The organism is Cupriavidus laharis (assembly GCF_914271435.1).
GTDB lineage: Bacteria > Pseudomonadota > Gammaproteobacteria > Burkholderiales > Burkholderiaceae > Cupriavidus > Cupriavidus laharis.
This window is the reverse complement of sequence record NZ_CAJZAI010000001.1, coordinates 579481-605701: the sequence shown is the minus strand read 5'-3', so window position 1 is coordinate 605701 and position 26221 is coordinate 579481. Positions and strand designations below refer to the sequence as shown.

General features: G+C 67.8%; 20 protein-coding genes. 9 read left to right on the top strand and 11 right to left on the bottom strand.

What is annotated here, in order from left to right; translation table 11 throughout:
* The first annotated feature begins 149 nt into the window (after window positions 1-149).
* Window positions 150-314 carry a hypothetical protein gene (locus tag LDO29_RS02730; RefSeq protein ID WP_224078246.1) on the top strand — a complete coding sequence of 55 codons (165 nt, stop codon included), beginning with the start codon at window positions 150-152 and terminating at the stop codon, window positions 312-314.
* Between the two features lie 72 nt (window positions 315-386).
* Here the strand turns inward: LDO29_RS02730 and LDO29_RS02725 are convergent, their stop codons facing one another.
* From LDO29_RS02725 to hrcA, 3 genes are all read right to left on the bottom strand, one after another.
* A complete protein-coding gene (locus tag LDO29_RS02725) occupies window positions 387-782 on the bottom strand; it encodes an RNA-binding S4 domain-containing protein (protein ID WP_224078245.1) in 396 nt (131 codons plus the stop codon).
* The gene (gene hemH, locus LDO29_RS02720) at window positions 779-1894 is read right to left on the bottom strand and encodes a ferrochelatase (RefSeq protein WP_224078244.1); all 1116 of its coding nucleotides are present in this window, start codon (window positions 1892-1894) and stop codon (window positions 779-781) included. Before hemH ends, LDO29_RS02725 begins: the two co-directional genes overlap by 4 nt.
* Before the next feature lie 82 nt (window positions 1895-1976).
* Window positions 1977-3014 (bottom strand): heat-inducible transcriptional repressor HrcA, encoded by a 1038-nt coding sequence (hrcA, locus tag LDO29_RS02715; RefSeq protein WP_224078243.1) that lies wholly within the window; start codon window positions 3012-3014, stop codon window positions 1977-1979.
* Between the two features lie 112 nt (window positions 3015-3126).
* Between hrcA and LDO29_RS02710 the strand changes: the two genes are divergently transcribed.
* The 4 genes from LDO29_RS02710 (at window position 3127) to mprA (ending at window position 8119) form a co-directional block, all read left to right on the top strand.
* Window positions 3127-4044 carry an NAD kinase gene (locus LDO29_RS02710; protein ID WP_224078242.1) on the top strand — a complete coding sequence of 306 codons (918 nt, stop codon included), beginning with the start codon at window positions 3127-3129 and terminating at the stop codon, window positions 4042-4044.
* A gap of 44 nt (window positions 4045-4088) precedes the next feature.
* Window positions 4089-5819 carry a DNA repair protein RecN gene (recN, locus tag LDO29_RS02705; RefSeq protein WP_224078241.1) on the top strand — a complete coding sequence of 577 codons (1731 nt, stop codon included), beginning with the start codon at window positions 4089-4091 and terminating at the stop codon, window positions 5817-5819.
* Between the two features lie 73 nt (window positions 5820-5892).
* Window positions 5893-6333: a hypothetical protein gene (locus LDO29_RS02700; protein ID WP_224078240.1), complete on the top strand. Its 441-nt coding sequence runs from the start codon at window positions 5893-5895 to the stop codon at window positions 6331-6333.
* A 136-nt stretch (window positions 6334-6469) separates the two neighbouring features.
* Complete coding sequence (gene mprA, locus LDO29_RS02695; protein WP_224078239.1) at window positions 6470-8119, top strand: MprA protease, GlyGly-CTERM protein-sorting domain-containing form; 1650 nt, start codon at window positions 6470-6472, stop codon at window positions 8117-8119.
* Window positions 8120-8131: 12 nt separating this feature from the next.
* Here mprA and rrtA read toward each other — a convergent pair whose 3' ends face one another.
* Window positions 8132-8710 (bottom strand): rhombosortase, encoded by a 579-nt coding sequence (gene rrtA, locus LDO29_RS02690; protein WP_224078238.1) that lies wholly within the window; start codon window positions 8708-8710, stop codon window positions 8132-8134.
* Between the two features lie 31 nt (window positions 8711-8741).
* Window positions 8742-11594 (bottom strand): bifunctional [glutamate--ammonia ligase]-adenylyl-L-tyrosine phosphorylase/[glutamate--ammonia-ligase] adenylyltransferase, encoded by a 2853-nt coding sequence (gene glnE, locus LDO29_RS02685; RefSeq protein WP_449720078.1) that lies wholly within the window; start codon window positions 11592-11594, stop codon window positions 8742-8744.
* A 229-nt stretch (window positions 11595-11823) separates the two neighbouring features.
* Here glnE and LDO29_RS02680 point away from each other — a divergent pair, with 229 nt between their 5' ends.
* From LDO29_RS02680 to tldD, 3 genes are all read left to right on the top strand, one after another.
* Entirely contained in the window at window positions 11824-16083 is a 4260-nt protein-coding gene (locus LDO29_RS02680) for a YhdP family protein (RefSeq protein ID WP_224078236.1), read from the top strand.
* Between the two features lie 42 nt (window positions 16084-16125).
* Window positions 16126-16947, top strand: coding sequence for a carbon-nitrogen hydrolase family protein (locus LDO29_RS02675; RefSeq protein ID WP_224078235.1), 822 nt, complete (start codon window positions 16126-16128; stop codon window positions 16945-16947).
* Window positions 16948-17032: 85 nt separating this feature from the next.
* The gene (gene tldD / locus LDO29_RS02670; protein WP_224078234.1) at window positions 17033-18493 is read left to right on the top strand and encodes a metalloprotease TldD; all 1461 of its coding nucleotides are present in this window, start codon (window positions 17033-17035) and stop codon (window positions 18491-18493) included.
* A gap of 66 nt (window positions 18494-18559) precedes the next feature.
* Here tldD and LDO29_RS02665 read toward each other — a convergent pair whose 3' ends face one another.
* The gene (locus LDO29_RS02665) at window positions 18560-18721 is read right to left on the bottom strand and encodes a hypothetical protein (RefSeq protein WP_224078233.1); all 162 of its coding nucleotides are present in this window, start codon (window positions 18719-18721) and stop codon (window positions 18560-18562) included.
* Between the two features lie 171 nt (window positions 18722-18892).
* Here LDO29_RS02665 and aroG point away from each other — a divergent pair, with 171 nt between their 5' ends.
* On the top strand, window positions 18893-19972 hold the full coding sequence (aroG, locus tag LDO29_RS02660) for a 3-deoxy-7-phosphoheptulonate synthase AroG (RefSeq protein ID WP_224078232.1): 1080 nt from the start codon (window positions 18893-18895) through the stop codon (window positions 19970-19972).
* Window positions 19973-20002: 30 nt separating this feature from the next.
* On the opposite strand, the gene LDO29_RS02655 is transcribed toward aroG, so the two are convergent.
* The 5 genes from LDO29_RS02655 to LDO29_RS02635 are packed head-to-tail and all read right to left on the bottom strand — an operon-like array spanning window position 20003 to window position 26213.
* On the bottom strand, window positions 20003-20521 hold the full coding sequence (locus LDO29_RS02655) for a nitrous oxide reductase accessory protein NosL (RefSeq protein WP_318035494.1): 519 nt from the start codon (window positions 20519-20521) through the stop codon (window positions 20003-20005).
* Complete coding sequence (locus tag LDO29_RS02650) at window positions 20521-21378, bottom strand: ABC transporter permease (RefSeq protein WP_224078230.1); 858 nt, start codon at window positions 21376-21378, stop codon at window positions 20521-20523. The genes LDO29_RS02655 and LDO29_RS02650 overlap by 1 nt, the downstream gene beginning before the upstream one ends.
* Entirely contained in the window at window positions 21375-22328 is a 954-nt protein-coding gene (locus tag LDO29_RS02645) for an ABC transporter ATP-binding protein (RefSeq protein WP_224078229.1), read from the bottom strand. Before LDO29_RS02645 ends, LDO29_RS02650 begins: the two co-directional genes overlap by 4 nt.
* Window positions 22303-23586 (bottom strand): nitrous oxide reductase family maturation protein NosD, encoded by a 1284-nt coding sequence (locus LDO29_RS02640; RefSeq protein ID WP_224078228.1) that lies wholly within the window; start codon window positions 23584-23586, stop codon window positions 22303-22305. Before LDO29_RS02640 ends, LDO29_RS02645 begins: the two co-directional genes overlap by 26 nt.
* The gene (locus LDO29_RS02635) at window positions 23583-26213 is read right to left on the bottom strand and encodes a NosR/NirI family protein (protein ID WP_224078227.1); all 2631 of its coding nucleotides are present in this window, start codon (window positions 26211-26213) and stop codon (window positions 23583-23585) included. The genes LDO29_RS02640 and LDO29_RS02635 overlap by 4 nt, the downstream gene beginning before the upstream one ends.
* Between the last annotated feature and the right edge of the window lie 8 nt (window positions 26214-26221).

The following is a 26221-nucleotide window of genomic DNA, read 5'->3' as shown; positions in this document are numbered from 1 at the left end:
AAACACACCGTTACAAACATCCCCCTTGTGCAATCGACCGCTTATTGCCTTGCTGCACCGCACTCACTAAGATTCTTAACAAGAAAAATGACAAAAATACCGGGGGCCCGGAGTTGGATCACATTTGTGCCTCTTCCGAAAGGTTGGCCATGCACAAGCTGCCCGTCGTGACGCTCTGCCTGCTTGCCGCTCTGTCGGTAATGACAGTATTCATCTGCATGTCCGGCGCGCTCACGCCGCGCGATACGGAGTATGGCAGCGGCAAGGCCGTGTTCAAGCACTACATCGTTCCTTACGTCAGCGTCAACCAGTAGGACAACCCTGGCTGGCCTTGATACTTCCAGCGCGGCTGACCGGCGACTGCCGGTACGGCCGCGTTGTCGCGTTCAGCTCCTGAAATCATCGATGCGCCGCCGGTCCCGCTTGGTCGGGCGGCCCTGCAATTGCGATGATGGCTCCGGCTGGTAACGCCGCTGCTCCATTTCTGTGTGGCGGCGCGCCTGGCTGGCCTCGGTTTCCGCATACAGCGTCTGTGCCACCGGAGCCGGGCCGCGCGCCGGGGCGATGCCCTTCACCACCAGCTCCCAACGCTGCTGATGGGCTTCCAGCAGGATCGTGTCGCCGGGCTTGACCTCGCGCGAGTTCTTGCACGGCTGGCCGTTGACCATCACCTTCCCACGCTCCACGGCCTCGGCCGCCAGCGAGCGCGTCTTGAAGAATCGCGCGCACCAGAGCCATTTGTCGATACGCAGGCGTGCATCGGGCTCAAAACTGACGTTCATGCTGCGGCTCCGCGGGTCTGCGCGCGGCTGCGGCGCGCTTCGAGTTCATGCGGATGCGGCAGATTCATCGGCCAACCCTGCAAGTGTTGCAGGGCAATCTCTGCCATTGCCGCAATCCAGGGCTGCGCATCGTTCATGCACGGGATGAAATGGAACTGCTTGCCGCCGGCCACCATGAATTCGGTCTGCCCCTCCATGGCGATCTCTTCCAGTGTCTCGATGCAGTCGGCGGGAAAGCCCGGGCAGAACACGTCCACCCGGCCCGCGCCGACCTTGCCGAGTTCCGCCAGCGTGGGCGCCGTGTAGGGCTGGAGCCATTCGGCCCTGCCGAAACGAGACTGAAACGTCACCTGATACTGACCCGGCTGCAGACCCAGCGCATCGCCGAGCAGCCGCCCCGTCTTCAGGCATTCGCAGTGGTAGGGATCCCCCAGCTCCAGCGTGCGGCGCGGTACGCCGTGGAAAGACAGGATCAGCTTGTCGCCGCGCGCGAAATCCGGCATGCCGTGCTGCGCCCAGTATGCGCCGACCTGCTGGTGCAGCGCCGAAATATAGGCCGGATGGTCATGGAAATGCTTCACGAGCCGAAGCTCGGGCTGGTTGCGCCACTGGCCGAGCACGCGGAACACCTCGTCGAACGCGGTGGCCGTGGTGGTGCCGGAGTATTGCGGATACATCGGCAGTACCAGCACCTGCTCCGTGCCCTGGCGGCGCAGCGCCTCCAGCACGGACTCGACCGAAGGATTGCCGTAGCGCATCGCACAAGCCACGGTGACCTCGTAGCCCTGCTGGTTGAGCAGGCGCTGCAGCGCGTGCGCCTGGCGCTCGCTGTATACCAGCAGCGGCGACCCCGTCATATGCGCCTCGCGCAGCCAGATCGACTCGTACTTGAGGGCCGAGGCACGCGAGCGCAGCGGCAGGATCACCCCGTGCAGCAGCGGCAGCCACGCCAGGCGCGGGATCTCGACCACGCGCGGATCGGAAAGGAACTCCTTCAGGTAGCGCCCTACCGCCTTCGGGGTCGGCGCGTCGGGCGTGCCCAGGTTGACCAGCAGGATGGCCGTGCGCGGCGCCTGGCCGTGCTGGTAGGCCGGTTCGGGAGAAAACGTCATGTCGCTTCCGATGTGGCCGGGCGGCCGGATGCCGCCGGGCTGTGGGAATGGGGAGCAGACTGTGTGACCCGTCGGACGGGCCCTAGTTCTGGCTTAGGGCGCTCGACAGCAGCCGTGCCGTGATGTCGACAATCGGAATGACCCGCTCATAGGCCATGCGGGTCGGCCCGATCACCCCCAGCGTGCCGACGATCTGGCCGTCCGCTTCGTACGGCGCGGTGATCACGGCCATGTCTTCGAGCGGCACGAGCTGGCTTTCGCCGCCGATGAAGATCTGCACGCCCTGCGCGTGGCTGGACACGTCCAGCAGCTGCAGCAGGCTGGTCTTGTGCTCGAACACGTCGAACAGGCGCCGCAGCTTGTCCATGCTGGAGGCCAGGTCTTCCACTTCCAGCAGCTTGCGTTCGCCGCTGATATAGACATGGTCGTCTTCTTCTTCCATGGCACTGCTGCCCGCCTCGACAGTTGCCTGCATCAGTTGCGACATGTCGCGCCGCAGGTCCTGCAGCTCCACGCGCAGGTGATCGCGCACGGCGTCGAAGCTCATGCCCGCGTAGTGCGAGTTGAAGAAGTTCGCCGCTTCGATCAGCTGCGCGGGGGTGTATGGCAATTCCGTCTGGATGATCCGGTTCTGCACATCCCCCTCGGGGCTGACGATGATCAGCAGGATGCGCTTGTCCGACAGCCGCATGAATTCGATCTGCCGGAACGACTGCGCGCGCCGCGGCGTCATCACCACGCCGGCGAAATGCGAAAGGTTGGACAAGGTACGCGCAGCCGCGGTGATCATGCGCTGCGGGCCGAGCTGCTGGGCGCCGAGCTGGCCCTGGATCTGGCCGGCAAGCTCCGTCATTTCCACGCCACCGCGTTCGATCGGCTTGACGGTCAGCATGGTGTCGACGAACAGGCGATACCCGCGCGGCGTGGGAATCCGCCCCGCCGACGTGTGTGGACTGGAGATGAAACCCATCTCCTCCAGATCGGACATCACATTGCGGATGGTGGCCGGCGACAGGTCCAGCCCGGAATACCTGGACAAGGTCCGGGAGCCGACCGGCTGCCCTTCGGCAATGTAGCGCTCAATCAGGGTCTTGAGCAGCGTTTTCGAACGTTCATCCATGATGCCCCGATTTTACGCAAGTTTTACCGCTTCGGGCGCCCGGCCGGGCGGCGGCACATGGCGCGTCCGGCCCATGCTGACAACGGTCACGGCGGTATGGTCTAATCCCCGCATGTCTGCCCCCCCCAAAACCAGCGCCTTGCGCACCCCATTCAAGACCGTGGCCCTAGTGGGCCGGTACTCGACTGCCGGCATCGAAGGCCCGCTGGAGGAGCTCGCTTCCTACATCCTGCGCAATGGCCAGGATGTCGTGTTCGAGCGCGAGACCGCGCAGGCCACCGGGCTGACCGGCTATCCCGCACTGACCGCCGAGGAGATCGGCCGGGAGGCCGACGTGGCCGTGGTGCTGGGCGGCGACGGCACGCTGCTCGGCATTGCCCGCCAGCTCGCCGGCCACAATGTGCCGCTGATCGGCGTCAACCACGGCCGGCTCGGCTTCATGACGGATATCCCGCTCGAAGATGTGCAGTCGGTGCTGCCCGACATGCTCGAAGGCCGCTACGAGGCCGAGACCCGGCTGCTGCTGGAATCCAGCGTCGTGCGCGACGACAGCCCCATCTTCTCGGCGCTGGCGCTGAACGATGTGGTGGTCAACCGTTCGGGCATTTCCGGCATGGTCGAACTGGCGGTGTCGGTAGACGGCTATTTCATGTACAACCAGCGATCGGACGGGCTGATCGTGTCCACGGCCACCGGGTCGACCGCCTACGCGCTTTCGGCAGGCGGCCCGATCCTCCACCCGACGCTGTCCGGCCTGGTGCTGGTGCCGATCGCCCCGCATGCGCTGTCCAACCGGCCCATCGTGCTGCCGCAAGATGCCGAGGTCACCATCGAGGTGGCCACCGCGCGCGACGCCAGCGTCAACTTCGACATGCAGTCGCTCACTTCCCTGCTGCCGGGCGACCGCATCATCGTGCGGCGCTCGAAGAAGACCATCCAGCTGCTGCACCCGGTGGGCTACAACTACTACGCCACGCTGCGCAAGAAACTGCACTGGCACGAGTACCCGACCGAGGACAACCGCCTCTGAGCGGCCCCCCCCGTCCGCACCGACCGAACCCTTTCACCGCCACGATGCTGCGCAGCCTGTCCATCCGCGATTTCGTCATTGTCGACACGCTCGACCTCGATTTCCAGTCCGGCTTCACTGTCTTCACCGGCGAGACCGGCGCCGGCAAGTCGATCCTGATCGACGCGCTGGCACTCGTGCTGGGCGAGCGCGCCGATGCCGGCATCGTGCGCGAAGGCGCCGCACGCGCCAGCATCAGCGCCACCTTCTCCACCCATCCGGCGCTCGACGCGTGGCTCGACGAGCGTGAGCTGGGCGGCGAGGAAGACGGCGGCGCGCGCACCGTGCTGCTGCGCCGTACGGTGGATGCCGGCGGCCGCAGCAAGGCCTTCATCAATGGCGCGGCCGCGACGCTGGCCCAGTTGCGCGAGGTAGGCGACCTGCTTGTCGACATCCATGGCCAGCATGCCCACCAGCTGCTGCTGCGCCCCGACGCCCAGCGCCTGCTGTTTGACGCCCATGCGGGACTGACCCAGCAGGCCGGCGCCGTGGCAGAGTCGTGGCGCGCGTGGCGCGCCTGCGTACGCCAGCGCGAGGCGGTGGAGCACCAGTCGCGCGAAATGCAGCTCGAACGCGAGCGCCTCGAATGGCAGGTCGGCGAGCTGGAGAAACTCGCGCCGCAGCCCGGCGAATGGGAGGAGATCCAGGCCGAATACAACCGCCTGTCCCACGCTGCCGGCCTGATCGACGGGAGCCGCGCCGCACTTGATTCCCTGTCCGAGGCCGACGGCTCCGTGTTGTCCGCGCTCAATGCCATCGTGCATCGGCTGCAGCAGCTCGCGGACGTCGACCCGGCCCTGCGCGATGTGCTGGCCGCGCTCGAACCGGCGCAGGTACAGGCCGAGGAAGCCGCGCATTCGCTCATGCGCTATGTCGACCGCCTGGAACTCGACCCCGAGCGGCTCGAAGCCGTCAACGAACGCATGCAGGCGCTGCATGCCACGGCCCGCAAATACCGCCTGCCGCCCGAGCAACTCGCCGATGAACTGGTGGCGCGCCGCCAGCAGCTCGACGACCTGCAGTCCGCGCAGGACATCAACAAGGTGCTCGCGCGCGAGGCTGCCGCCAAGGCCGCCTACCTGACGCTGGCGCAGCACCTGAGCCAGGCCCGCAAGGAAGCCGCGGACGCGCTGTCCGCCGCCGTCACCGAGGCCATGCAGGGCCTGTCGATGGCGGGCGGCAGCTTCGTCGCCGCGCTCAACCCGATGGACGAGGGCCAGAGCTATGGCCTGGAGCAGGTGGAGTTTCTGGTGGCCGGGCATGCCGGCGTCAGCGCGCGGCCGCTGGCCCGCGTCGCATCCGGCGGCGAACTGGCCCGCATCAGCCTGGCGATCTCGGTCATCACCAGCGAAGCGTCGCCCACGCCCACGCTGATCTTCGACGAAGTGGATACCGGCATCGGCGGCGCGGTGGCCGAGGTGGTCGGCCGGCGCCTGCAGGAACTCGGGCGCGCGCGGCAGGTCCTCTGCGTGACCCACCTGCCGCAGGTGGCGGCGCAGGCCGGGCACCATCTGCTGGTCAGCAAGGAAACCACCGGCGACGGGTCCGGCTCCGTCACGCGCTCGCGCATCCGTACGCTCGACGCCGCCGGCCGCGTGGTGGAAACCGCGCGCATGCTGGGCGGCGCAACGGTGACCGCTACCACGCTCCAGCACGCCGAGGAAATGCTCGCGCAAGGCGCCCGCGCGGCCAGTGGCGGCAAGGAAGGCCGGCGCACGCGGCGCAGCGCCGGCTGAGCCGGCAAAGGCCCCGCAGGCTGCGGCAACGACCGCCCTCTGCCAACTATTCACGCATTCACAGGAGCAAGACATGACCCGCCTACTGCCGTCCGCCGGCCACCGGCGCGCCTTCGTGCCGGCATTCGCCGCTGCGGCGGCCGCCACCGCGGCACTGCTGGCGCTGCCCGGCTGCCAGGCCCAGCCCAAGGCATCGCAACCTCCGCGGGGCAGTATTTCGGCTGACCGCGTGGTGGGCGACATCATGGTGCGCTTCACGGCACCTGACGTGAACGTCTCCGAGGAAGCGGGCAAGCTGCTCGACGCCATCGAGGGCCCGATCCGCTTCGTGGTCAAGCGGCCGCTTTCGGGCGGCGTATGGCTGGTGACGGCGATCAGCGCGTCGCCGGACGCCACCATGGACCAGGCGCTCGCGACCCTGCGTGCAGCGCCGCGCATCGGCACGGCCGAGCCTGACCGGGTACTCAAGCCCCATCACACCATGCCGGTCAGCCGCGACATGCCGGCAAGCTGAGCGGCCGGACGGGACCGGCCGGGTTAAGCCTTCGGCACACTTGCGGAATCCATCCGGATCGTATTCGCTACATAGCATTGCCCCCGGGCGTCGGTACCATGCCGCCAGTCCCTCAGGGGCGCACCGGGAGGTGTTCATGCTGCACTTGTCGCACGGCGTTCCGAGGCGTAGCCGCGCCACTGTCCTCCGATGGCTGGCCGTGGTACTCGCGGGCTTTTGCTGGGTGGTACAGGCTCCGGCCACGCTGGCGGCCGACGGTGTTCAGGCTGCTCCTGCCTATACCGGCAATGTCATCGTACGTTGGCGTGAAGCCAGCATCACGCCCAGTGCCTCGGCCGTGAATGGCGCTTCAGGCGCCAAGCCGGGCGTTTCAACCTTGGAAGACCGCCTGCAGCAGTTGCGCAGCCAGTCGGGCATCAACCTTGCCGTGCGGCGCAGCATGGCTGGCAATATGCAACTACTGGGTACAGCCGACGGCAGCCATCCGGATCCGGAGGCGCTGGCGGCCAAGTTGCGTCAAGATCCGCGTGTCGCCGATGCGGTGCCTGACCGCTGGCTGCACCTGCATGACACCGTGCCCAACGATCCCGAATTCGCCTCGGGACAGCCGTACATGATGGGCACGGGCACCGCCATCGGCGGCGCCAACCTGCCGCACGCGTGGGACCGGTCGCGTGGCAGCACGGGCTCGGTGGTCGCGGTGCTCGACACGGGCTCACGGCCCCACCCTGACCTGGCCGGCAAACTGCTGGCCGGCTACGACTTCATCAGCAATACCACCATCTCCAATGACGGCGACGGCCGCGACAGCGATGCCACGGACGCTGGCGACAATGTGCCGACGGGGTTTCTCTGTCCCGGCAGTTCCACGCCGACGACGGAGGCCACGCCCAATTCCTGGCACGGCACGCGCGTGGCGAGCGTGCTGGGCGCGATGACCAACAACGGACTAGGCATTGCCGGCGTCGACTGGAACACGCGCATCCTGCCGGTACGGGTCTCCGGACGCTGTGGCGCCCTGCTCTCCGACACCGTGGACGGCCTGCGCTGGGCTGCGGGCATCAGCGTGCCCAATGTGCCGGACAATCCCAACCCGGCGCGCGTGGTCAACATCAGCCTGGGCGGTGGCACCTGCACCAGCATCGAACAGCAGGCGATCAACGACGTGGTGGCACGCAGCGTGTCGGTGGTCGTGGCCGCCGGCAACAACCGCGGGGCGCTGGAAGCGCCGGCCGACTGCAGCGGCGTCATTGCCGTGACCGCGCATGCCAATGACGGCGAAAACGCCAGCTATGCCAATGTGGGATCGCAGGTCACGATCAGCGCACCGGGCGGCGGTTGCGGCAACTCCAAGGTGCTGAACGGCGCGTGCACGACAGCCTTGTCGTTTATCCGCACGCTCACGAACGATGGCGCCACCTCGCTAGGCGCATACACGATCAGCAATTCGCAGGGCACCAGTTTTGCTGCGCCGATGGTATCGGGCGTGGTGTCCCTGATGCTCGCCGTCAATCCGTCACTGACGCCGGCACAGGTGACTGCCGCGCTGAAGAGCTCCGCGCGGCCGCATCCGTCCGGCACCTATTGCACGACCAATCCGGGCGTGTGCGGCGCGGGCCTGCTCGATGCCGACGGCGCGCTGAGCGTGGCGGCCAACGTCAGCGCCGCCCCGCCGGCCGCATCGCAATCCGGCGGCGGAGGTGGCGGAGGCGCGATGTCACCATGGATGGCAGCCCTGCTCGGTGGCGTCGGACTACTGGCTTTCGCGCGGCGGCGCGCCGGCTGAACGCCAACAGGTTCAACCCGGGGCTGGCCCGCGCCGGCCCCGCCACCATTCCTGCAGCAGCCAGCAGGCCAGGCCGGCCACGGCGCCGGCCGCGTGCGCGGCGCGGACCACGCCAAAGCCCCACGACGGTTCGAACACCACCGGCGCCAGCCACGATTGTTCGACCCACACCTTGACGATCACGCCAAGGCTCAGCAGCACACCCACCACACGCGGCAATCCGGGGACGCGCAGCAGACTCAACGCGGCCCAGAGCGCAAGCCCGTGCAGCGCGCCGGACAACCCGCCATACCAGGTGATTGTCGGCACGCGCAGCAGCACCACCTGCACCGCCATGCCGCAAGCCACCAGTACCAGCAGCGCCTCACGCACGCGCGTGGCGCGTCCGGCCAGCAGCAGCAAACCCGCGGCCGCACAGGCATCGGCAAGCCAGTGGCGCCAGTCCAGGTGGACCCACATGGCCGTGGCGAGCCGCCACCACTCGCCGCCCGCCAGTACGGGATCGCGCAGATAAAGGCCGTGCGCATGCAGCCACGGCACGAAGCTCATCAGCGCCGACAGCGCCCACACCAGGGCGATGGCGGCCAGCATGCCCGGCCACGCCGCACCGGGACGGACCGTGTCAGCCGGCACCGAACACGGCCTGCCAGAGCGCCAGCACGTGCGAGGTCTGTTCCGCCACCTGCGTGGCCGGCACGCGGGCCTGGTCCTGCCCGTCCAGCCGCAGCTGGTGCTGGAGAGCACGGAACTGCCGATAGGCATCGCCGACCTGCACCGCCAGCGCGGCATCGATCAGGCCGAGTTCGCCCGCTTCGCGCAGCAGCGCGATATTGCCGGCGTTGCGCGTGAGCTGGGGGTGGGTGCCACTGTGCAGCAGCACCAGGTATTGCACGGTGAACTCGATGTCCACCATGCCGCCCCGGTCATGCTTGAGGTCGAACAGCGGGGTGGGATTGGGATGGCCCTCCGCCACCTTGCCGCGCATCTGCACGATCTCGTCGCGCAGCGCGGCGGCGTCGCGCGGCTGGCGCAGGATTTCGTCGCGCAGCGCTTCGAAGCGCGCGCCGATCTCGGCATCGCCGGCGCAGAAGCGTGCCCGCGTGAGCGCCTGGTGCTCCCAGACCCAAGCGGTGTTGTCCCCTTCGCGCAGCTGGTAGCGCCGGAACGCGTCAAAGCTCGTCACCAGCAGCCCGGATGCGCCGTTCGGGCGCAGCCGCATGTCGACATCGAACAGCGAGCCGGCCGCCGTATGGCTGGTCAGCCAGGTGATGAGCCGCCGCGCGTAGGCTGCGTACACATCCGGCGCGCGCTCGTGCTCGTCGTCATACAGGAAGATGATGTCCAGGTCCGAGGCATAGCCAAGCTCCTTGCCTCCCAGGCGGCCATAGGCGATCACCGCGAAGCGCGGCGTCTCGCAATGGCGCGTGGCAAGCTGGCGCCAGACCGTTTCCAGCGTGGCCTCCAGCATGGCGTCGGCCAGGTCGGACAGCCGGTCCGCGATCTGCTCGACAGTCAGCAGCCCCTGCAGGTCCTGCAGCAGGATGCGGAAGGTCTCGGCGTGGTGCTCGCGGCGCAGGATGTCCATCTGCTGCTCGATCTGGCCGTCGGCGGCAAGCAGGCGCTCGGACAGCCGGCGGCGGAATGCAGGCCAGTCGGGCGCGCCCGCCAGCGCATCGGTGTCGAGCAGTTCGTCGAGCAGCTGCGGGTGGCGCGTCAGATAGGCGGCGGCCCAGCGCGACGCGTGCAGCGTATGCGCTACGCGGTCCATGGCCTGCGGATATTCCGACAACAGCGAAAGATACGACGAGCGGCGGCTGATCGCGTCCAGGAAATCGATGAAGCGCGTGATGGTGCTGTCTGCGTCTTCCTGCCTGGCCGCGAGATCGAGCGCGCGGTTGACGAGCTGGTCGAAACGCCCGCGGCTCGATTCCGACAGCGCACGGTAGCGCAGCGACGTGGCAATGGCCCGCAGCCGGTCCAGCAGGCCCGTGCAGTCGGTGAAGCCCGCGTCCTGCAGGCGCTGGCATGGCGACACCTCGGAATCCGGGCCGCTCTGGTCGGGCCCGTCCCGCGAAGTACGCGCCTGCTGGTCCTCCAGCACGATGCCGGGCCACAGGGCCTCGCACGGGGAAGCGTCGGGATCGGAGAACGTGGCCTCGAACTGCTGAGCGACCGGCTCCTGCAGCACGGCGAGCTTGTCCAGCAGCGCGGGCCAATCCGCGCAGCCCATCATCTGTGCCACCGCAAGCTGCTCTTCCGGCGTGGTCGGCAGGTGGTGGGTCTGGGCATCGTCGCGATATTGCAGGCGGTGTTCGAGATGGCGCAGGAAACGGTAGGCATCGGCCAGCTGCGCGGCCTGGGCCGCGGGCAGCAGGCCCCTGTCGACGGCCACGGCCAGCACTTCGAGCGTGGGCCGCACGCGTAGCGCCGGATCCTGTCCGCCACGGATGAGCTGGAACACCTGCGCCATGAACTCGATTTCGCGGATGCCGCCTCGGCCAAGCTTGATGTTGAACGAACGCTGGTTGACGCCATGACCGGGCAGGCCGCCGCTGCGCTTGGCCGCCTCGCTGCGGATCTGCGCGTGCAGCGAGCGGATCGCCGCGATCACGCCATAGTCCAGGTAGCGCCGGAACACAAAGGGCGTGGTCAGCCGCGCCAGCAGGTCCGCCGTGCGCTGCGCGTGCGGCGTATCGAGCGCCGACACCACCCGGCCCTTGATCCACGCGTAGCGCTCCCATTCGCGGCCCTGCACCACCAGGTACTCCTCCAGCATGCCCAGGCTGCAAGCGAGCGGACCGGCATCGCCGTTGGGCCGCAGGCGCATGTCCACGCGGAACACGTAACCGTCGCCGGTCACGTCGGCCAGCAGATTGATCAGGCGCCGGCCCAGCCGGATGAAGTATTCGTGGTTGGACAGGCTGCGCGTGCCGCCGCGGGTCTCGCCGTCCTCGTCATACAGGAAGATCAGGTCGATGTCGGACGAGACATTGAGTTCGCGGCCGCCGAGCTTGCCCATGCCGACCACGACGAGCTCCTGCACCTCGCCGCTATGCTCGCCGACCGGCCTGCCGAAGGTGGCGGCAAGGTCGTCGCCAAGCATGGCGAGGCCGTGCTGGATACAGAGTTCGGCCAGATCGGTCATGGCCCCCGTGACCTCGGCCAGCGTGGCCTGGCCGCGCAGGTCGCGCTCGATCGCCACGCACATGAGCTCGGCGCGCAGGCGCCGCAGCGCGCGCTTGACGGACTCTTCCAGGTCCGCTGACGGTTCCTGCAATGCCTTCAGGCGCTCGTTCATCCAGGCACGCGACAACGGCTGCGCCGCGGCGGCCGCCACGATGCCGGGCAGCTCCGGCCGGGCCAGCAAGACACGGCGCACGTAATGCGAATACGCGGCCGAGTACAATACGTGGCCCTCGAAATCGACCGGTTCCGGCCCCGTGGCAGCGGTAGTGGCGAATGCGCCGCAAGCCATGTCGCACAACGGCTGGCCGGGCGTGGCGCCTGCGCCATGTTGGCCGTGTTGGATTTCTGCGGTATTGCCCGCGGCGGAACTCGTCGGATCAGAGGCAGTCATTCCAGTAACTTGAAATGCGGGGACAGGTGCGGCGCGCTCGCGGCATCCCTCGCGTGTCAGCTGTTTGCAACATACAAAGGCCGGGCGCCAGATTGGAGAGCGGCTAGTATTGTCGGATAATCTGCGCATGTCCAGCCGCGCCCCTACCCCCGCTGACGGTTCCACCCCCAATGCGGGCGCGGGTAGCCAGAAGGCCGTCGCCAGCCTGGCCCCTTCCATTGCTTCCCCATCGATCGCTGCGCCGGTTTCGCCCGCGGACCGCCTGCGCGCGTTCGCGCGCGGCTGCGCCGGGTCGCTGCGCGCGGCCGTGCGCCATCCGGTCTGGCGCGGCCTCGGCCGCACCCTGCTGCGGCTGGCGCTGGCGCTGGCCGCGCTGGCGCTGGTGGCGGGTCTGCTGATCCGCTTCGTGCTCTGGCCGCAGGCGTCGGCCGCACGGCAGTGGCTGGAAGACCGCGGCTCGCTGGCGCTATCGGCGAAGCTGACCATCGATTCGCTCGATACCTACTGGGACGGCTGGCACCCGGCCTTCCGCGCGCACGGCCTGAAGGTGGTCGACGCCCAGCAGCGTACGCTGCTCTCGACAGGCTCGCTGGACGGCCAGCTCGCCTGGCGCTCGCTGTTCAGCATGAACCTGCAGTTCGAGGCGCTCAGCGCAACCCACACCGATGTGCTGGCGCGCCGCACCCCCGAGGGCAAGCTGCTGGTCGCAGGCATGGCGGTCGACACCGCCGGCGGCAACACCGACGACAACCGCTTCCTGGACTGGCTGATGGCTCAGGGCAATATGGACCTGACCGACGGCAAGCTGCGCTGGCTGGACGAAAAGGGCCACCTGCCTCAGCTGGACGTGGCCCAGATCCATTTCAGCGCGCGGCGCCGTGGCCAGCATCATGAGATCAGCCTGGAAGCGCAGTCCGAGGCACTGGCGCCGCGGCCGCTGGTGATGCGGGCGAGCCTGCGCCACGACTACCTGCGCAACGCCGGCAACTGGCGCTATTGGTCGGGGCAGGCAAGCTGGGATGTGACGCAACTGCAGCTGCCGGTCGTGCAGCGCTACCTGACCGTGTTCGAGCGCGTGACGGGCGGCAGCTTCAGCACCGACGGCACGGTGGAATTCAGCAGTGGGCACATCGTGCGCAGCCAGGCCCGGCTGCGCGGCAGCGGCATCGACCTGCAGCTCGCGGGCGCCAGCGAAGCGCTGAAGCTCGCCAATGCGCAGGCCTTCCTCCTGCACCGCCGCGACCGCGACGGCAGCAACCTGCTGACCATCGACACCCTGCTCTGGCAACCTCAGCCGATGGCCGGCCCGCCCGCTGCCAACGACACCGCGTGGCGCGAAGGCATGCGCAAGGTCACGCTGGGCTGGGCCATGGACAACAAGGGCGGGCTGCGCAAGTTCTCGCTGAAGGCCCCCACGTTCGACCTGAACACGATACGGGCGCTGGCCACGTCGATGCCGGTCGATACCGCTGTGCTGCGCCAGCTGCGCGCGCTGCAGCCGGCCGGCCATATCGACAACCTGAACGTGACCTGGAACCGCGACCGCGCGGGCGTGCTCGAACGGCGCCCCGGCAAGGCGCACTACGCCGTCCAGGGCACGCTGCGCAACGTTTCGGTCAACGGCCAGCCCGCGGTGCCCGCGCTCGGGGCCAACGGCAAGCCGAACCTCGGCGTGCCGGGCTTTGCCAACCTGTCGGGCACGTTCAGTTTCGACGACCGGCAAGGCACGGTCCACTTCGAAGGCAGCAATGCGGCGCTGGTGCTGCCCGGCATGTTCGACGAGCCGCGCCTGCCGTTCGACCAGCTCGGCGGCGATGTGCGCTGGACCCGCCAGGACGGGCACATGACGGTGACCGTGGGGAACATCCGCTTCGCCAATGCAGACACGGCCGGCACCGTGAACGGCACCTGGCGCACGGGCGGCGACAGCGAATCGGGCATTGCCGACCTCAGCGGCGAGCTCAGCCGGGCACAGGTGGCACGGGTGCCGCGCTATCTGCCGCTAGGCATTCCCGCCGGCACGCGCCACTACCTGGCCGGCGCGCTGGCTGGTGGCGATGCCGCCGGCGTGCGCTTCGTGCTCAAGGGCGACCTGACGCATTTCCCGTTCCACGGCCCATATGAGAAGGCTGGCGACTTCCGCGTGGAAGTGCCGATCCGCCAGGTCAGGTACCAGATCGCGGCACACGAGACCGGCCCGGGCGGCGCCCCGGTATGGCCGACCTTTGCCGACATTGAAGGCCAGGTGTTGTTCGAGCGCGGCGGCATGTCGTTCCTGGCCCGTCGCGCCACCATCCAGGGCATTGCCGGCGTGACACTGCAGGATGTGAACGGCCGCATCGACGACCTCAGCGACCACGGGCGCCTGGAGATCGACGGCGGCGCCAGCGGCGCGGTGCAAGGCTTCCTGCACTACATGGCGGCCTCGCCGGTGCGCGAGTGGACCGGCCACGTGGCCGACAACTCGCGCGCGCAGGGCAATGGCGAACTCAGGCTCAAGCTCAACATGCCGCTGGCCAATGCCAATGCCACGCGTGTCGACGGCACCTTCCGCTTCCCCGGCAACGATGTCGTGCTCAACGCGCAGGTTCCGCAGCTGGGCGGCGCCAGCGGCTCCATCGCCTTCAATGAGCACGGCTTCCAGCTCGACAACATGCGTGCGCGCTTCCTCGGCGGGGAAGTCCGCATCGGCGGCGGCTCGCAGCCCGACGGCAGCGTGCGGGTCACCGCGAACGGCAACGCCACCGCGGCCGGCATGCGCGAAGCGGCGGCGGGCTCTTCGGTGGCGGCGCTGGCGGCCAGGCTGGAAGGCAGCGCCGGCTACAGCGCGGTGTTCAGTTCGCGCGAGCGCCAGACGCAGGTGCAGGTCAACTCCGACCTCAACGGCATGGCCATCGCCCTGCCGGCGCCACTGGCCAAGCCCGCCGCACAGGACATGCCGCTGCGTTTCGAACTGCGCCCCGCCCCCGGGCGTGCGGGCCTGGAAGAAATGCAGGTCCAGCTTGGCGGCGCGCTCAATGCGCGCTACCTGCTGCGCCCCGACTACAACGGCGGCGACACCGAGGTGGTGGCCGGCGGGATCGGCCTGCAGCAGGCCGCGCCACTGCCCGCGAACGGCGTCAGGGCCGCGGCCACGCTCGACCAGTTCGATTTCGATGGCTGGCGCTCTGCCCTCGCGAGCCTTGGCGGCATGCAAGGCGACGGCAGCCGCCGCGCCAGCCCGCCCGCCTTCCTGCCCGAGCGCATCAACGCCCGCATGCGCACGCTCCAGGCCGCGGGCCGCACGCTCGACGACGTCAAGGTCGAGGCCACGCGCGAGGCCGGCGGCTGGGACATCAACCTGGAGTCGCGCCAGATCGCCGGCAATATGCAGTGGCGCGCCGAAGGCCAGTCAGGCTCCGGCGCCATGCGCCTGCGCCTGAGCCGCCTGAACGTGCCTGACGCAAGCGACGAACACAATGTCGTCGACGCCATCGCCAACAGCATCGACACCCTGCCGTCCATCGACCTTGTCGCCGAGCAGTTCACGCTGCGCGGGCATGACTTCGGCAAGCTCGAGGTCGTGGCCCGCAGCAGCAAGAGCGGCGACGAGCCGGTCTGGACCCTCGAGCGGCTGCTGATCGAACAGCCCGGCGCCACGCTGACCGGCAGCGGCACCTGGCGCGTGCCGCGCAGGCTGCGCGACGGCGATGCCGCCAACGCTCCCCGCCGCACGGCGCTGACGTTCGCCATCGATATCCGCGATGCCGGCGCCACGCTGGAACGCCTGGGCCTGCCGCACACGCTGCGCGACGGCAAGGGCAAGCTCGAAGGCCGCGTGGCATGGCGCGGCTCGCCGATGTCGATCGATTACCCGACGCTGACTGGGCGGCTTGCGCTGGAGTTGGAGAACGGCCAGATCCTCAGCGTCGAGCCCGGTGCGGCGCGCCTGCTCGGCGTGCTCAGCCTGCAGGGCCTGCTGCGCTTTGCCACGCTGGATTTCCGTTCGCTGTCGGGGCGCGGCCTGCTGTTCGACGGCATCTCCGGCTCCGGCACCATTGAGAACGGCGTCGGGACGATCAAGGACTTCGAACTGAAGAGCCCGCAGATCATCTCTAGCATGTCGGGGTCGGCCGACCTGCTGCGCGAGACCCAGGATCTCGACGTGCGCGTGGTGCCGCGCATCAACGCCACTACCACGTCGGTAGCGGCGGCGTTCATCAACCCGGTGCTCGGCATCGGCACGCTCGCCGCGCAGTTGCTGTTCGCCGACGAGTTTTCCAAGGTGTTCACGCAGCATTACCGGATCACCGGCAGCTGGGCCAACCCGCAGATCGGCAAAGTGGAGGACAATAAGGCGCAACAGCCGACGTACCAGAACCGCGCCGAACCGGCCGTGCCGCGTTGAGCGCCGGCACCGCGCAGCGCGCCGCCCCAGAGGAAACGCCCCATGCAAGCCCCTGCCCCGTTTCGCGTCGCCGCCATCCAGACCGTGACCGGCACGTCGCTCGACGCCAACCTTGCACGTGCCGACGCGCTAATCGCCGAAGCCGCGCATGGCGGTGCCGAACTGGTGCTGCTGCCCGAGTACTTCTGCATGATGGGCCAGCGCGAAGCCGACAAGGTCGCCATCCGCGAACAGGATGGCGACGGCCCGGTGCAGCGCTTCCTTGCCGATGCCGCAAGGCGCCACCGCGTCTGGCTGGTCGGCGGCACCTTGCCGATGTGGTGTGGCGACGACGCGCGCGTCTACAACACCTCGCTCGCGTTCGACCCGCGCGGCGAACGCGTGGCGCGCTACGACAAGATCCACCTGTTCGGCTTTACGCGCGGCGCGGAAAGCTATGACGAATCGCGCACCATCCTGGCGGGCAGCACGCCGGTCAGCTTCGAGGCGCCGTGCGGACGCGTCGCAATGTCGGTGTGCTACGACCTGCGCTTTCCCGAACTCTACCGGGAGCTGGCCGGCGACGAAGGCGCCAGCTTGATTCTGATGCCGGCCGCCTTCACCTACACCACGGGGCAGGCCCACTGGGAAATCCTGCTGCGCGCACGTGCCATCGAAAACCAGTGCTATGTGCTCGCCGCCGCACAGGGTGGCAAACATGAGAACGGCCGCCGCACCTGGGGCCATTCGATGCTGGTCGATCCGTGGGGCGAGGTGCTGGCCATGCTGCCCGAAGGCGAAGGCGTGGTCAGCGGCGTGATCGACCCCGCGCGGCTTGCCGAAGTCCGGCAGAACCTGCCCGCGCTGAAGCACCGGGTGCTGTAGCATTGGCGGAAGCTCCCGCCCCAACCTGATTCACGGCGCCGGCCAAGTCATGCCGGCGCACCAGCAAGAAAGAAAAGGACTGTTCATGAACGCCGGCGATCTCGGAATCCGCAACCTTGCCACCGCGCAGCAACTGCTGCTGGCGCCGTATGGCCTGGACGAAGCCAAGCTGCAGCGCGTGCTGGCCGACATCTTCACGCACAAGGTCGACTATGCCGACCTGTACTTCCAGTACACCCGCAACGAGGCCTGGAGCCTTGAGGAAGGCATCGTCAAGTCGGGCAGCTTCAGCATCGACCAGGGCGTAGGCGTGCGCGCCGTCTCGGGCGACAAGACGGCCTTCGCCTACTCGGACGACATCAGCCTGCCCGCCCTGTCGCAGGCCGCGGCGGCCACGCGCACCATCGGCCGTGCCGGCAGCGGACGCGTCAAGGTGGCCAGCGAACTGGCCTCGCAAAACGGGCGCAACCTGTACACGCCGAACGACCCGCTCGACTCCATGGCGGCTGCCGAGAAGGTGGCGCTGCTCGAGCGCGTCGAGCGCATGGCGCGCGCCAAGGACCCGCGCGTGGTGCAGGTCATGGCCGGCCTGGCCGGTGAATACGACGTGGTGCTGGTGGCGCGCAGCGACGGCGTGATCGCCGCCGACGTGCGCCCGCTCGTGCGCGTGTCGGTCACGGTCATCGCCGAACAGAACGGGCGGCGCGAGATGGGTTCGTCGGGCGGCGGCGGCCGCTACGCCTACGGCTACTTCACCGATGCGCTGCTGCAGCAGTACGTGGACGAGGCGGTGTCCTCCGCGCTGGTCAACCTGGATGCGCGCCCCGCACCGGCCGGCGCAATGACCGTGGTGCTCGGCCCGGGCTGGCCCGGCGTGCTGCTGCACGAAGCGGTCGGCCATGGCCTCGAGGGCGACTTCAACCGCAAGGGCTCGTCGGCGTTCGCGGGCCGCATGGGCGAACGCGTGGCGGCCAAGGGCGTGACCGTGGTGGACGACGGCACGCTGGCCAATCGCCGCGGCTCGCTCAACCTCGACGACGAAGGCAACCCGACCCAGTGCACCACGCTGATCGAGGACGGCATCCTGCGCGGCTATATCCAGGACACGCTCAACGCGCGGCTGATGAAGATGCCGGTGACCGGCAACGCCCGCCGCGAAAGCTACGCCGCGCTGCCGATGCCACGCATGACCAACACCTACATGCTCAACGGCGACCGCGATCCGCAGGAAATCATCGCCAGCGTCAAGCGCGGCCTGTATGCGGTCAACTTCGGCGGCGGCCAGGTCGATATCACCAATGGCAAGTTCGTGTTCTCCGCGAGCGAGGCCTACATGATCGAGGACGGCAAGATCGCCTATCCGGTCAAGGGCGCCACGCTGGTCGGCAATGGCCCGGAATCGCTCAAGGACGTCACCATGATCGGCAATGACATGCGGCTGGACTCCGGCGTGGGCGTGTGCGGCAAGGAAGGCCAGAGCGTACCCGTGGGCGTAGGCCAGCCGACGTTGCGGATCGAGAACATGACGGTGGGTGGCACGGCCTGAGCGCGGTTGCCGCGCCGTGACCACCCGGAAGCCTGGCGCGGTACTTGCCAACCCCGGCAAAAGGCGCTATAAAGATGCTTCGCAGTCCAGCAGGCAATTGCCGCGCACCGAAATTTTGACGATGTCCGCGCAATTTTCTGCCCTTTTGTCACGCAGCGCAGCATAAATACCGCGCTTCGAAACAGAATCGAATTCACGCTGACCCCAGCCAAAGCCTTTCTCCGCCATGTCCGCTAAGTTTTACTTTTACTTTTTTAGCGATCTCACACCGCTGGCGGATAGGGAGGGACGGCTGTAAGCGCCCCGAACAAACAAAAAAAGCCGCCAGCAAGCCTGGCGGCTTTTTTTATACCTGCCTCGCCCTGACATACTCCACGACCTCACAAGACCGGACCCATCATGCTGAAGAACACCGACGACCTGCGCATCCGTGAACTCAAGGAACTGCTGCCACCCGCGCACCTGATCCGCGAGTTCGCCTGCTCCGAAAAGGCTTCGGAGGTGATCCATGCCGCGCGCCAGTCCATGCATCGCATCCTGCACGGCATGGATGACCGCCTGATCGTCATCATCGGCCCCTGCTCCATCCATGACACCAAGGCAGCGCTGGAGTACGCGAAGCTGCTCAAGGCGCAGCGCGACCGCTTCGCCAATGAGCTGGAAGTGGTGATGCGGGTCTACTTCGAGAAGCCGCGCACCACGGTGGGCTGGAAGGGCTTGATCAACGACCCGTACATGGATGGCAGCTTCAAGATCAACGACGGCCTGCGCACGGCGCGCGAGCTGCTGCTGAACATCAGCGAGCTGGGCGTGCCCACCGGCACCGAATACCTGGACATGATCAGCCCGCAGTACATCGCCGACCTGGTCAGTTGGGGCGCGATCGGCGCGCGCACCACGGAATCGCAGGTGCACCGCGAACTGGCATCGGGGCTGTCGTGCCCGGTGGGGTTCAAGAACGGCACCGACGGCAACGTGAAAATCGCCGTCGATGCCATCAAGGCCGCGTCGCAGCCGCACCATTTCCTGTCGGTGACCAAGGGCGGCCACTCGGCGATCGTGTCAACCTCGGGCAATGAGGACTGCCACATCATCCTGCGCGGCGGCAAGGCGCCGAACTACGATGCGGCCAGCGTGCAGGAGGCCTGCGATGCCATCGCCAAGTCGGGCCTGGCGGCGCGCCTGATGATCGACGCCTCGCACGCCAACAGCAGCAAGAAGCACGAGAACCAGATCCCGGTCTGCGAGGACATCGGCCGCCAACTGGCTGCCGGCGACGACCGCATCGTCGGCGTGATGGTCGAGTCGCACCTTGTGGCTGGCCGCCAGGATCACGCCCAGGGCACGCCGGTGGATTGCCTGACCTACGGTCAGTCCGTGACGGACGCCTGCATCGGCTGGGACGACTCGGTCAAGGTGCTCGAAACGCTGGCCGAGGCCGTCAAGGCCCGCCGCCTGGCAAGCGGCAGCGGCAACTGAAGCAGCTTGCAGTTGTCGATGGCCGGTGTACTACATCCGGCCATCGCTCGAAGCACCGCCGCAGATGTCGACCATCTCCGGCGTGACCTCGGCATAAGCCAGCATCTTCCCTCCATGGCTGTCCATGAAGGCGCGGGCGCCGGCCGCGTCGCGGAAGCTCCCGATCGCCGGGCCCATCGGCCCGCGGCGCTTGCTGCCGAGCACGTACACGCCCTTGGTGGCGTCGAACCAGTGGCCGCGTGGCCTGTCCCAGTCCGCCAGCGCCATGTCCTGCACGAACACGGCGCGCACCGGCCGGGCCTGTTCGGGCCTGAGCAGCGTGTGGAACATCTCGACGGTGTCGCAGAACCAGTGTGGCCGCGCATCGCCGGCGTAGAAGATCTGGGCCTTGGGGCCCGGGTAGTCGGCCAGCAGCATGCCATCGAGGTCGCAGGTGCTGGCGGATTCGATTTCGGCAGGCTGCACGGGCACCTGCTTTTCCGTGCCGCATGCCGCCAGGACGGTCAGTCCACCGGCGGCAAGCAATAAACGACGGCGCATAAGCTTCATCAACGGAACCTCCGGGCTGCAAGGACCAGCGGCACGGCAATCCATGCCAGCATTGCACCGCTCATCAGCCATGGGTCGGCCAGGGACGGCGGAACAATGCCGGCAACGCCGCCAAGGCTGCGCAACTGATCCAGTGAAAAGATATTGAGGATGCGGAAGATATCGGCCGGGTTGAGCAGAAGCAGCCAGGCCACCCAGTCTCCGCTGAACAGGCTGCCCGCAATGCCTCCGGATGCACCGCCGGGCTGGCCGCTACCCGCGACCAGCAGCCCGAGCAGCAACAGGTCGAATACCAGCACGAAGAAGAACCACAGCGCGATGGCCATGCCCGATGCGCGGGTACGGTCGCGGCTGAGCACGGACAGGAACAGGGCCAGGCTCAGGAACGCCAGCCCCAGCAGGGTGGCGCTCAGCACGAAGCCGAGATACTGGTAGAGCCCCGGCCAGCCGAACCGCGCATACAGCAGGCCCGCCATCAGCGCAAACCCGGCCAGCGTCGAGCATGCCAGCGCGCCGGCCAGACCCAGGTACTTGCCCAGCAGCAGCTCTCCCCGGGTCAAAGGCAAGGCCAGCAGCAGGTCGAGCGAGCCCCGTTCGCGCTCTCCCACGATGGCATCGAAGCCAAGCAGCAGCGCGATGAGCGGCACCAGGTAGATCACCAGGCTGACCAGGCTGGTGATCACGAACTCGATCGAGCGCGGCCCCAGCGTGCCCTGCTCCGCCCCGCCGAAATAGCTGATTGCCACCGAAAACACGGTGAAGACCACGGCCACTGCCAGCACCCACCGGTTACGCACGCGGTCCCGGAACTCCTTGCCCGCCAGCGTGGCCACCTGCCGCCATTCGAATTGGATCATGCCCGGCTCCCCAGTCCCAGGAACAGGTCTTCCAGCGACGGCTCATGGATATGCAGGTCGAGCCAGCGGCCCAGCGGCTGCAGCGCCGCCAGCACGGCCATCTTTGCCTGCGGCAGGCAGCGCAGCGTCAGGTCCTGTTCCGTGGCGCCTTCCTGAATCTCCACCGCCAGCCCCTGCTCCGCCTGCAGGCAGCGGATGGCGGCGGGCCTGGCGCCGGGCTCCAGCCGCAGCGCCAGGGTGACCGGCAGGCCAAGCTGTCTGCGCAGCGCCGCCACGCTTCCCACCGCCTGCATGCGGCCGGCCGACATGACCGCGAAGCGGTCCGCGCGCTGCTGCAGTTCGGCCAGGATGTGGGACGTCAGCACAATCGTCACGCCTTGCCCACGCAGCGCCAGCAGGAGCTCGTAGAAGTCGCGGATCGCGACGGGATCGAGCCCGTTGGTCGGCTCGTCCAGGAACAGCACGCGCGGCTTGCCCAGCAGCGCCTGCGCAAAGCCGAGCCGTTGCCGCATGCCCTTGGAATACTCGCGCACGGGCCGCTTCGCCGCATCCGCCAGGCCGACGCGATCGAGCATCGGTTCGCATGCGTCGGGCGATACGCCCTTGAGCCGCGCGAAGAAGCGCAGGGTTTCCCGGCCGCTGAGGTTGTCGTACAGCACCAGGTTCTCGGGCAGGTAGCCGACCTGGCGCCGGGCGGCCCGGAATTCGCGCCCGCCCACCCTTGCACCGGCCACCACCAGTTCCCCGCTGCTCGGCGGCACCAGCCCGAGCATCATCCGGAACAGCGTGCTCTTGCCCGCGCCGTTGTGGCCGATCAGTCCGACCAGTTCGCCCTGGCCGACGACGAAATCCACGTTGTCCACCGCCCGGTGCGCGCCGTAGGATTTGCTGACCCCGCGCAGCACAATGGCCGCCGTTGCCGGGTCATTCTCCGCGATATTGTTTGTCACGCCACTCACTCCAGTTGATGCGGGCCGGCCGCATGCGCGGGTAGGCATCGACGACGCTCGGCACCCGCAGTACCGGGAATTGCCTGCCGGCGAGGCGCAGTGCCTGCACCGCCGGGCTGCCCAGCAGCAGCCGCACGGCGGGATAGCGCCAGCTCAGGCGGTCGACCAGGTCGTTGGCCTCGTAGGGCGTGTCGCCGATGCCGTCGCCGTCCCGGTCCCAGCCAAGGTAGTTGCTCCAGTAGTTGCCCTGCCCCTTTTCCGCAGGCGAGCGCCCGCCCCAGGCTTCATCGCGCGCGCCCACGTAGCGGACCTGCTCGCGATTTCCGATGAGATCGTTGCCCTGCACGACATTGCGCGTGGACCCTGCCGAAAGGTGAACGCCGACGGCGTTGTTCACGATCAGGTTGCCGCGCAGCTGTGCGTACTCGACGTCATAGATGAAGAAGCCGCGCTGGTTGCCCGCCACCACGTTCCCTTCGATGACCGAGTCCTGCAAGGTGCGCAGCATGATGCCGTGGTCGGTGTTGCCCCAGGTGCGGTTGTTGCGGATGACCTGGTCGCGCACTTCCATCAGCGCCAGGCCGCCGCGGTTGTAGTAGCTGTCGTTGTCCTCCCACAGGTTGTAGTAGGAGTTCATGTAGTGCGTGCCGTAGCGGCTATGGTGCAGGCGGTTGCCCCGGAAGACGGCATGGTGCGAGACATCGACGTACAGGGCGTCCCGCACGAAGCTGATGTTGTTCCCGATGATCCTGGCACCACGCGTGTTGTAGAGCTGCACGCCATTGCCGCGCTGCGCGGAGTTGTAGTCGCGCTTGCCGGTGATGGTGTTGCCTTCGACGCGCACGTCATCCGCCTTTTCGATCCACAGGCCGAACAGGTTGTAGGTGAGGTCGCATTGGCGCACGACGGCGCGGTGCGCGCCCGGGTAGATGTAGATGCCGGCATTCTGGTCCTTCAGGCTGTCGCCGGAATCGCGCACGATCACACCTTCCACCACGACATCCGGCGCCGTGATGCGCAGCGTATCCCCATGCAAGCCGCCGCTCAGGGTGGGCCGCCCGACGCCTCGCAGCGTGAGCGGCTTGTCCACGATGAAATTCCCCTCGTGGAATCCCTTCTCTATCTCGATCACATCGCCGCCGCGTGCGGCATGGATGGCCGCCTGCAGGTCCTGGCCGGGCTGCACGCGCCAGGTCGTTGCCGCCTGCGCGCTGCACATCGCCAGGCCAGCTGCCAGCAGGACAAGGAGCCGCTTCATCCCGACAGCATCCCGGCGCTCTTCAGCACCAGGAAGAGCACGGCGCCGATCAGCAGGTTCTTGAAGCCCACGTAGCACAGCATGTCCATCGCCGAGGCCTTGCGGTACCCTGCCCGCCACCACGGCCCTTCCTTGACGTAGGCGCGCCCGCTCAGGCGGATCAGCACCTCATAGACGCTCCAGCCGAACCACCAGCCGATCACCGCGCCCGATGAAAGCCGGCCGGCTGCCGCCAGCATCCAGGCCACCACCACCGCGAGCGCGATGGCCAGCCCCGCGACCTGCAAGGCCCGCGCCGAGTGCCAGCCCTCGGCGCTCCACGGCCAGAGATGGTCGCGCAGTTCCAGCACCAGCCAGCGCCAGCCGCGTGCGCTTGCGTAAGGCGGCGTGACCGGATCGGTGGCCATGCGCGGATCCGCCCGCAGCGGCTTGCCGGGCGCCGCCGTTGCAGGGACGGGTTCCAGCGGAATGTAGTAGCCGTCGCGGCCGATCGGCGTGATGAGCAGGCCGTCGCGCTCGCGCCGCTTGCGCTCCCGCACCAGCGGCGGGCAGCCGGACGCATCGGTGTAGAGCACCATGCAATCGAGGCAGTGCAGGCACTCGCGGTGGTCAATGCGGCCGTCCGCGTCGATCGCCATCGACCCGCAGCCGTTCGCGCAGGCCTTGCACTGGTTGCATTCCACCTTGCGGCGCAGGCCGAACCAGCGGAAGGTGCTGGGCATCGCCAGCGCCGCGCCCAGCGGGCAGATGTACTTGCAGTACGGACGCTCGACGAACAGCGACAAACCCAGCAGCGTGCAGGCAAAAAGCCCGTACGGCCACGCGCGGTGGCTGATGCCGACCAGGAACGTCGTCTTGAACGGCTCGACCTCGGCCAGCACCTCCGCCAGCCCCATCGAGAACATCGACACGGCCAGCAGCCCGAAGAAGATGCCGTACTTGAGCCACTTCAGCCGGTCATGCCACGCACGCGGCAAATGGCGCTGCCAGCGCTTCAGGCCGACCAGGCGGCCAAACTTGTAGATTGCCTCGGACAACGATCCGAACGGGCACAGCCAGCCACAGAACAGGCCGCGCCCGAACAGGAACACGGTCAGGATGATGAAGACCCAGAAGCAGAAGATGAAGGGATCGCTGAGGAACAGCGCCCAGTTCCACTGGAACAGCAGCGAATGGAACCACGTCAGCACCTGCGTGACCGACGGCTGCGCCATGGCGCCGAAGCCGACGAACACGATGCTGATGGCCCAGGCCGTGTACTTGAACCCGTTGACCGCCCACTTGTTCTTGTGCGTGGCGCGGCGTGTCAACCGGTCGCGCAGCGCGTAGACGATGGTGACCGCGCACAGCAGGGCCACGAACAGCGCAATCTGCGGCAGCCGCGCGCGCCACACCTTCTGCCACGCCGCCTCGGACTCTTCCACCTTGGGACGGCCGCCCTGCAGAAGCGCATCGGGGAGCCAGTAAGGCGCATCGAAGCTGGCAAAGCTGCGCACGCCGGTGGCGCTGTCGACGCGGTTGCCCAGGAAGGAGAGCTTCCACGGATACGCCGCCGAGAACGCCGGCTTGCGGATCACGAAGATCGCCGACTCGGTGTACGACGGCGCGCCCTCGGCCGCAATGCCGTAGAGATTGAGATAGTCCAGGTCGCGGAACGTGAAGGCATCCGCGCCTTGCCGGACCTGTACGCGGTCATAGATGCCGCCGCGCACGAAGCCGGAGCCCTTGAACGACTCCCTGCCCGCCGTGCGGATGATGAAGATAGCCTGCTCGCCGGCGCTGAGCTGGCTGCGCAGGCCTTGCCAGGCTGCATCGCCAAGAATGCTGCGCCCCACGTCCGGATGGTTCAGGTCGCCGAACCAGAGTTCGATGAACGGCCCCGAGTCCGCCGGCAGCCCTACCTGCGCCGGCCGGACCAGCAGGCGCTGCACCGCGCCCATGGCGGCCAGGTCTGCCCAGCTGTACTGCTTGCCGGTGGCCACGAAGCTGGCCGGCTCACGGTGCGTAGGCGCGAGGATGCCGACCTGCCGCGCCACGGTCGCTGCAGATGTCGTCAGCACCTGGTTCTGCGCAATCACCGTCACCGTGGCCCCGGAAATCGCATCCACGCCAACCACGCCTTCATCGGGACGCGACTGGCCGACTTCGATCTTGTCGGCAACGGACTTGCCAAGGTATTGCTTGTTGAAGTTCAACAGTGCCGATTCCGGAATGCCCAGCAGCAGGATGGGCTCGGAGTGCTTCAGCACCTTGATCCCGACATAGCGCCCCTGCGTATCCATGCCGATCAGCGTAACCACGGGCTTGCCGGAATAGGCCGGCGTATCGGTGATATCGGTCGACAGCATCACGTAGCCGAGCAGCTTCTTCGCGCCGTCGGGCGTGCTGCCGTAGCCCTCCACATAGGGCGGCTGGCCCTTGCGGTGGGAAAAACTTGTCGCGCCGGGCAGCACTTCCGCGCACGGCAGCAGCGCGCACAGGTTCGGCGCATCCGCCAGGCCCGCAGGCAGGGCCGCTTCGTAGGCTGCGGCCCGCGCGGCCGGCGCGCATGACAGCAGCAGCAGCCATGCGGTAATCAGGAATACGAGCCATTGGCCCGGCTTCCGCGTTGTCTTGTTCGCAAACATGGTGACGC